We start from the raw sequence: 3,426 nt of genomic DNA, 5'->3' as shown, positions 1-3,426 counted from the left end.
CCGGCCGCCGGCCCGGCTCGCTCTGGAGCATCGCCGTCAGCACGGGGCGCAGCGGCCCGATGTCCGCGCTCATCTCGATGACACCGTGGTGCGCCGCCCATCCCGCCGCCCATCCCGCCGTTCGCCGGTCGTCGTCGGGGACGCCTTCGCCGTGGGCCCAGGGGCGAGGGGGATTCCCGGCGACCAGCGCGTAGACGGTGGCGCCGAGCGAGAACACGTCGGAGGCCGGGTCCGGGCGGCCGCCGACGAGCTCGGGTCCGGCGTAGTCGGGCGTGTAGGAGATCGGGCGCTCGGGCGAGATCGTCTCCACGCCGCCGATCCGCCGCGCGGCGTCGAAGTCGGTCAGCTTCGCCGTCCCCTCGGCGTCCATGACGATGTTGGCGGGCTTCACGTCGCAGTGGATCAGCCCCTTGCGGTGCAGCGCCGCCAGCGCGTCGGCGATCTGCGCGCCGATCCGGGCCGCCTCCGGGGGTGAGAACCTCCTGCCCGACAGGCTGCCGGCCGGCACCCGCTCCATGACCAGCCACGTGCCGGCCCGAGGACCGTCGTCCACGGTCAGGACGTCGTGGACGGTGACGATGTGGGGATGGACGAGCTTGGCGAGAGCGCGGGCCTCGCCCGAATGGGTGCGCTTGAGCACGACGGGGAGATCCAGCTCCTCGTCATGGGCGAACAGCACCTCGGCCCTGCCCTCGGCGACGGTCGCTCCCCGCTCCACCCGGAAACGCGCGCCGAGTCCTTCATCTCCGTTCAGCCGCAATGCGTCCGCCTCCACCGTGACTGCGACGTGCTCGTAGATCCAGTGTCACGCACGAGAGTGACAAGGGCCGCCGGTCGCGTGCCGGACCAGTGCTTCGAGCTGGGCGGTGACGTCGTCGAGGGGACGGATGTCGCGTTGGGCACGGCACATCGCCACCGTGCCTTCCGTCGCCGCCACGATCAGGGTCGCCAGCTGGGCGGCCTGGGCCTGGCCGGCGCCGTGGTCGCGCAGTGACGCGGCGAGCATCCGTTCCCACGTGCCGAACACCTCGGCGGCCGCGTCGATCGCCTCGGGCGGGCCGTCGGCGGGGGGTTCTTCGACCGCGACGGCCAGGACGGGGCAGCCGGCGCGGAAGTCGCTGTCGAGGACGGTCTGCCGCCACAAGGTCAGGAACGCGCGCAGACCGGCCGCCGGGCCGGCCTGAAGCTCCCGCTCCAGGACCTGCGTGACCAGGTCGCCGGCGAAGCGGACCGCCTCGGCGGCCAGCTGCTGCTTGCCGCGCGGGAAGTAGTGGTAGGTGGAGCCGAGGGGAGCGCCGAGGAGGTGTCTCATGCCGATGATCCAGCTCGCCGCCCCGTCGGGGGCGCTGACCGGCCAGGGCCGGGCGGAGGTCCAGTGGGAGCTCGCGCGGGCGCTGCTGCGCCGGGAGGGCGTCCCGGACACGGCGTTCTTCCGCGCCCAGGCGTGGAGCCACCTGATCGAGCTGCCCGCGCGGGCGCAGACGACCGCCGAGGACGACCTGCCGCGCTTCCGCGTCGACGTCACCGTCCCGGAGGGGGCGCTGTCGGACAGGCGCAAGAGCGGGCTGGTCGAGGATGCCACGGATGCGTGAGGCCGCTCGTGCGGCGGTCGGTCCGCGAGCGCGGCGATGACCCCCGGCAGCGTGCGTGAACTCGTCTTCCTGCGCAGCGGCCGCCTCGCCTGGCGCGAACGCGCCGCACCGCGACCGGCCGAACCGGGCGACGCCGTCGTCCGCCCGTTCCTGGCCGGCCGCTGCGACGGCGACACCCTCCCGATCCACCGGCCGGTCTCACGAGCGCTGCAGGCGGGGATGGCGCTCGGCCTGGTGGACCCGATCGTGGCTGCCATCTGCGGGAAGATCCCCTTCCAGGGGCCCTTCCCGATCGGCCACGAGTGCGTCGCCGAAGTCGTCGCCGTCGGGTCCGGCGTGCGGCGGATCCGGATCGGCCAGACCGTCGTCGTCCCCTGGGCGGTCTCCTGCGGCACCTGCCACCGCTGCCTGGCCGGGCTCACCTCCAAATGCGCCCCCACCACCCGGGGCACCCTCGCCGCGTATGGTTTCGGCCCCGCCAGCGGCCCGTGGGGCGGCATGGTCACCGACCGGATCCGCGTCCCCCACGCCGACCACATGCTCGTCCCCGTCCCGGACGGCGTACCGCCGCTCCGCGTCGCCGCGGCCAGCGACAACCTCGCCGACGCCTGGCGGACGGTCGTCCCGCCGCTGGCCCGCCGCGAAGGCGCGAAGGCACCCGTGTCCCCCTCATGCGCATGTACGCCACCGACACCACGCTCCGGGTGGGCGTCTCCCACGCCCGTGCCGCCCTGCCCGACCTCCTGGAGTTCGTCCACCGCACCGGCTTCCCCGCCGAACGCGTCATCACCCTGCTCGCGGACTGGGACGACGCCCCCACGGCCTATGCCGCCCGCACCACCAAACTCGTCCTGGCCCGCGACCCGCTCCCGACCGGAAACGGGCCCACACCATGATCGGTCACCGGCATCCGCCGCGGACCCATCGCCCGCTACGCCATGGCCGAGGGCCCCGACCGGCTCCTGCTGGAGATCTTCCAACCCGACCCCGCGGCCCTGCCCCCGGAACTGCGGGCCCATTTCACCCTTTGAGAACGACCGTCACAGGAGGAAACGATGACAGTGATCACGGTGACCGCGCCGCAGGGGCGGCTCAGCGTCGAGCAGCGGCGCGCGCTGGCCCGGACGCTGACCGACGCGGTCCTGGCGCCGGAGGTCGGGCAGCTCGCGCCGGCCGCCCGGGTGGGCTTCCAGGTCCACTTCGTGGAGCGCGCACCCGACATGATGGCGATCGGCGGCACCCTGCTCGCCGACGCCGAGCAGGACGTGATGGTCGTCGACGTCGCGGTCATGGACGCCGACTGGCGGCGCGAGGTGCGCGCCGAGGCCATCGAACGCATCCTGGCGGCGCCGGCCGAGGCGTGCGGCCTGCCGGCCCCGTCCCCGGCGTGGTGGGTGAACTTCCGGGTGATCGAGGACGGCGGCTGGGCCTCGGGCGGCCGCGTCCTGTCGATCCTCGACCTGCTCGACACCGGGGTCTTCACCGAGGAACGCGCCAAGGCGGTGCGCGCGGCGCTGTCCTCCTGACGGCGAGGTCAGCAGCCGGCCAGGGTGTCGCGCCACACCTCGTCCAGGGCCAGCTGGATCGCGCCCGTGAGCACGGTGCCCTCGGCCAGCTCCGACAGCTCCACGCTCGGCGGGGTGAGGGTCAGGTCTGCAAGGTGCCGTGCGATGGCGTCCAGCAAGACCGCGCCGGCGCGGGCGATGCCGCCGCCGATCACGATCGCGTGCGGCGACAGCACGAGGACGGCGGGGGCGATCGCCTCGGCGAAGACGGCGGCGACCCGGTCGACGACCTCCACGGCCGTCGGGTCGCCGGCGGCGGCGGCCGCGAA

Annotated in this window: 6 protein-coding genes and 1 pseudogene; 4 read left to right on the top strand and 3 right to left on the bottom strand. The window is 74.2% G+C overall.

Annotated elements, in window-relative coordinates; translation table 11 throughout:
- The coding region (locus tag ACWDX9_RS61310) for a serine/threonine-protein kinase (RefSeq protein WP_449973114.1) at positions 1–760 on the bottom strand (760 nt) is incomplete at its 3' end.
- Positions 761–805: 45 nt separating this feature from the next.
- On the bottom strand, positions 806–1,312 hold the full coding sequence (locus ACWDX9_RS61305; RefSeq protein ID WP_449973113.1) for an LmrA/YxaF family transcription factor: 507 nt from the start codon (positions 1,310–1,312) through the stop codon (positions 806–808).
- Between ACWDX9_RS61305 and ACWDX9_RS61300 the strand changes: the two genes are divergently transcribed.
- The 4 genes and pseudogenes from ACWDX9_RS61300 to ACWDX9_RS61285 all read left to right on the top strand — a co-directional run bounded on the left by ACWDX9_RS61300 (position 1,311) and on the right by ACWDX9_RS61285 (position 3,118).
- Positions 1,311–1,592 (top strand): hypothetical protein, encoded by a 282-nt coding sequence (locus ACWDX9_RS61300; RefSeq protein ID WP_449973112.1) that lies wholly within the window; start codon positions 1,311–1,313, stop codon positions 1,590–1,592. The two genes, ACWDX9_RS61305 and ACWDX9_RS61300, sit on opposite strands and share 2 nt — an antisense overlap.
- A 36-nt stretch (positions 1,593–1,628) precedes the next feature.
- Positions 1,629–2,138: pseudogene (locus tag ACWDX9_RS61295) on the top strand (alcohol dehydrogenase catalytic domain-containing protein); the annotation flags it as partial.
- 131 nt (positions 2,139–2,269) lie between these two features.
- Positions 2,270–2,488, top strand: a complete 219-nt coding sequence (locus ACWDX9_RS61290; protein ID WP_449973115.1) for a hypothetical protein — start codon at positions 2,270–2,272, stop codon at positions 2,486–2,488.
- A 159-nt stretch (positions 2,489–2,647) separates the two neighbouring features.
- Positions 2,648–3,118, top strand: a complete 471-nt coding sequence (locus ACWDX9_RS61285; RefSeq protein ID WP_449973111.1) for a tautomerase family protein — start codon at positions 2,648–2,650, stop codon at positions 3,116–3,118.
- Positions 3,119–3,126: 8 nt separating this feature from the next.
- Here the strand turns inward: ACWDX9_RS61285 and ACWDX9_RS61280 are convergent.
- A partial coding sequence (locus ACWDX9_RS61280) for an ROK family protein (RefSeq protein ID WP_449973110.1) occupies positions 3,127–3,426 on the bottom strand: 300 nt, incomplete at its 5' end.

The sequence above is a fragment of the Nonomuraea sp. NPDC003201 genome (assembly GCF_053590415.1).
This window is presented reverse-complemented; position numbering and strand designations above follow the sequence as displayed.

What these genes read in the sequence shown, in the direction of transcription:
- ACWDX9_RS61290 (WP_449973115.1), top strand. Translation starts at nt 2,270, where the DNA reads ATGTACGCCACCGACACCACGCTCCGGGTGGGCGTCTCCCACGCCCGT.
- ACWDX9_RS61300 (WP_449973112.1), top strand. Translation starts at nt 1,311, where the DNA reads ATGCCGATGATCCAGCTCGCCGCCCCGTCGGGGGCGCTGACCGGCCAG.
- ACWDX9_RS61305 (WP_449973113.1), bottom strand. Translation starts at nt 1,312, where the DNA reads ATGAGACACCTCCTCGGCGCTCCCCTCGGCTCCACCTACCACTACTTC.
- ACWDX9_RS61285 (WP_449973111.1), top strand. Translation starts at nt 2,648, where the DNA reads ATGACAGTGATCACGGTGACCGCGCCGCAGGGGCGGCTCAGCGTCGAG.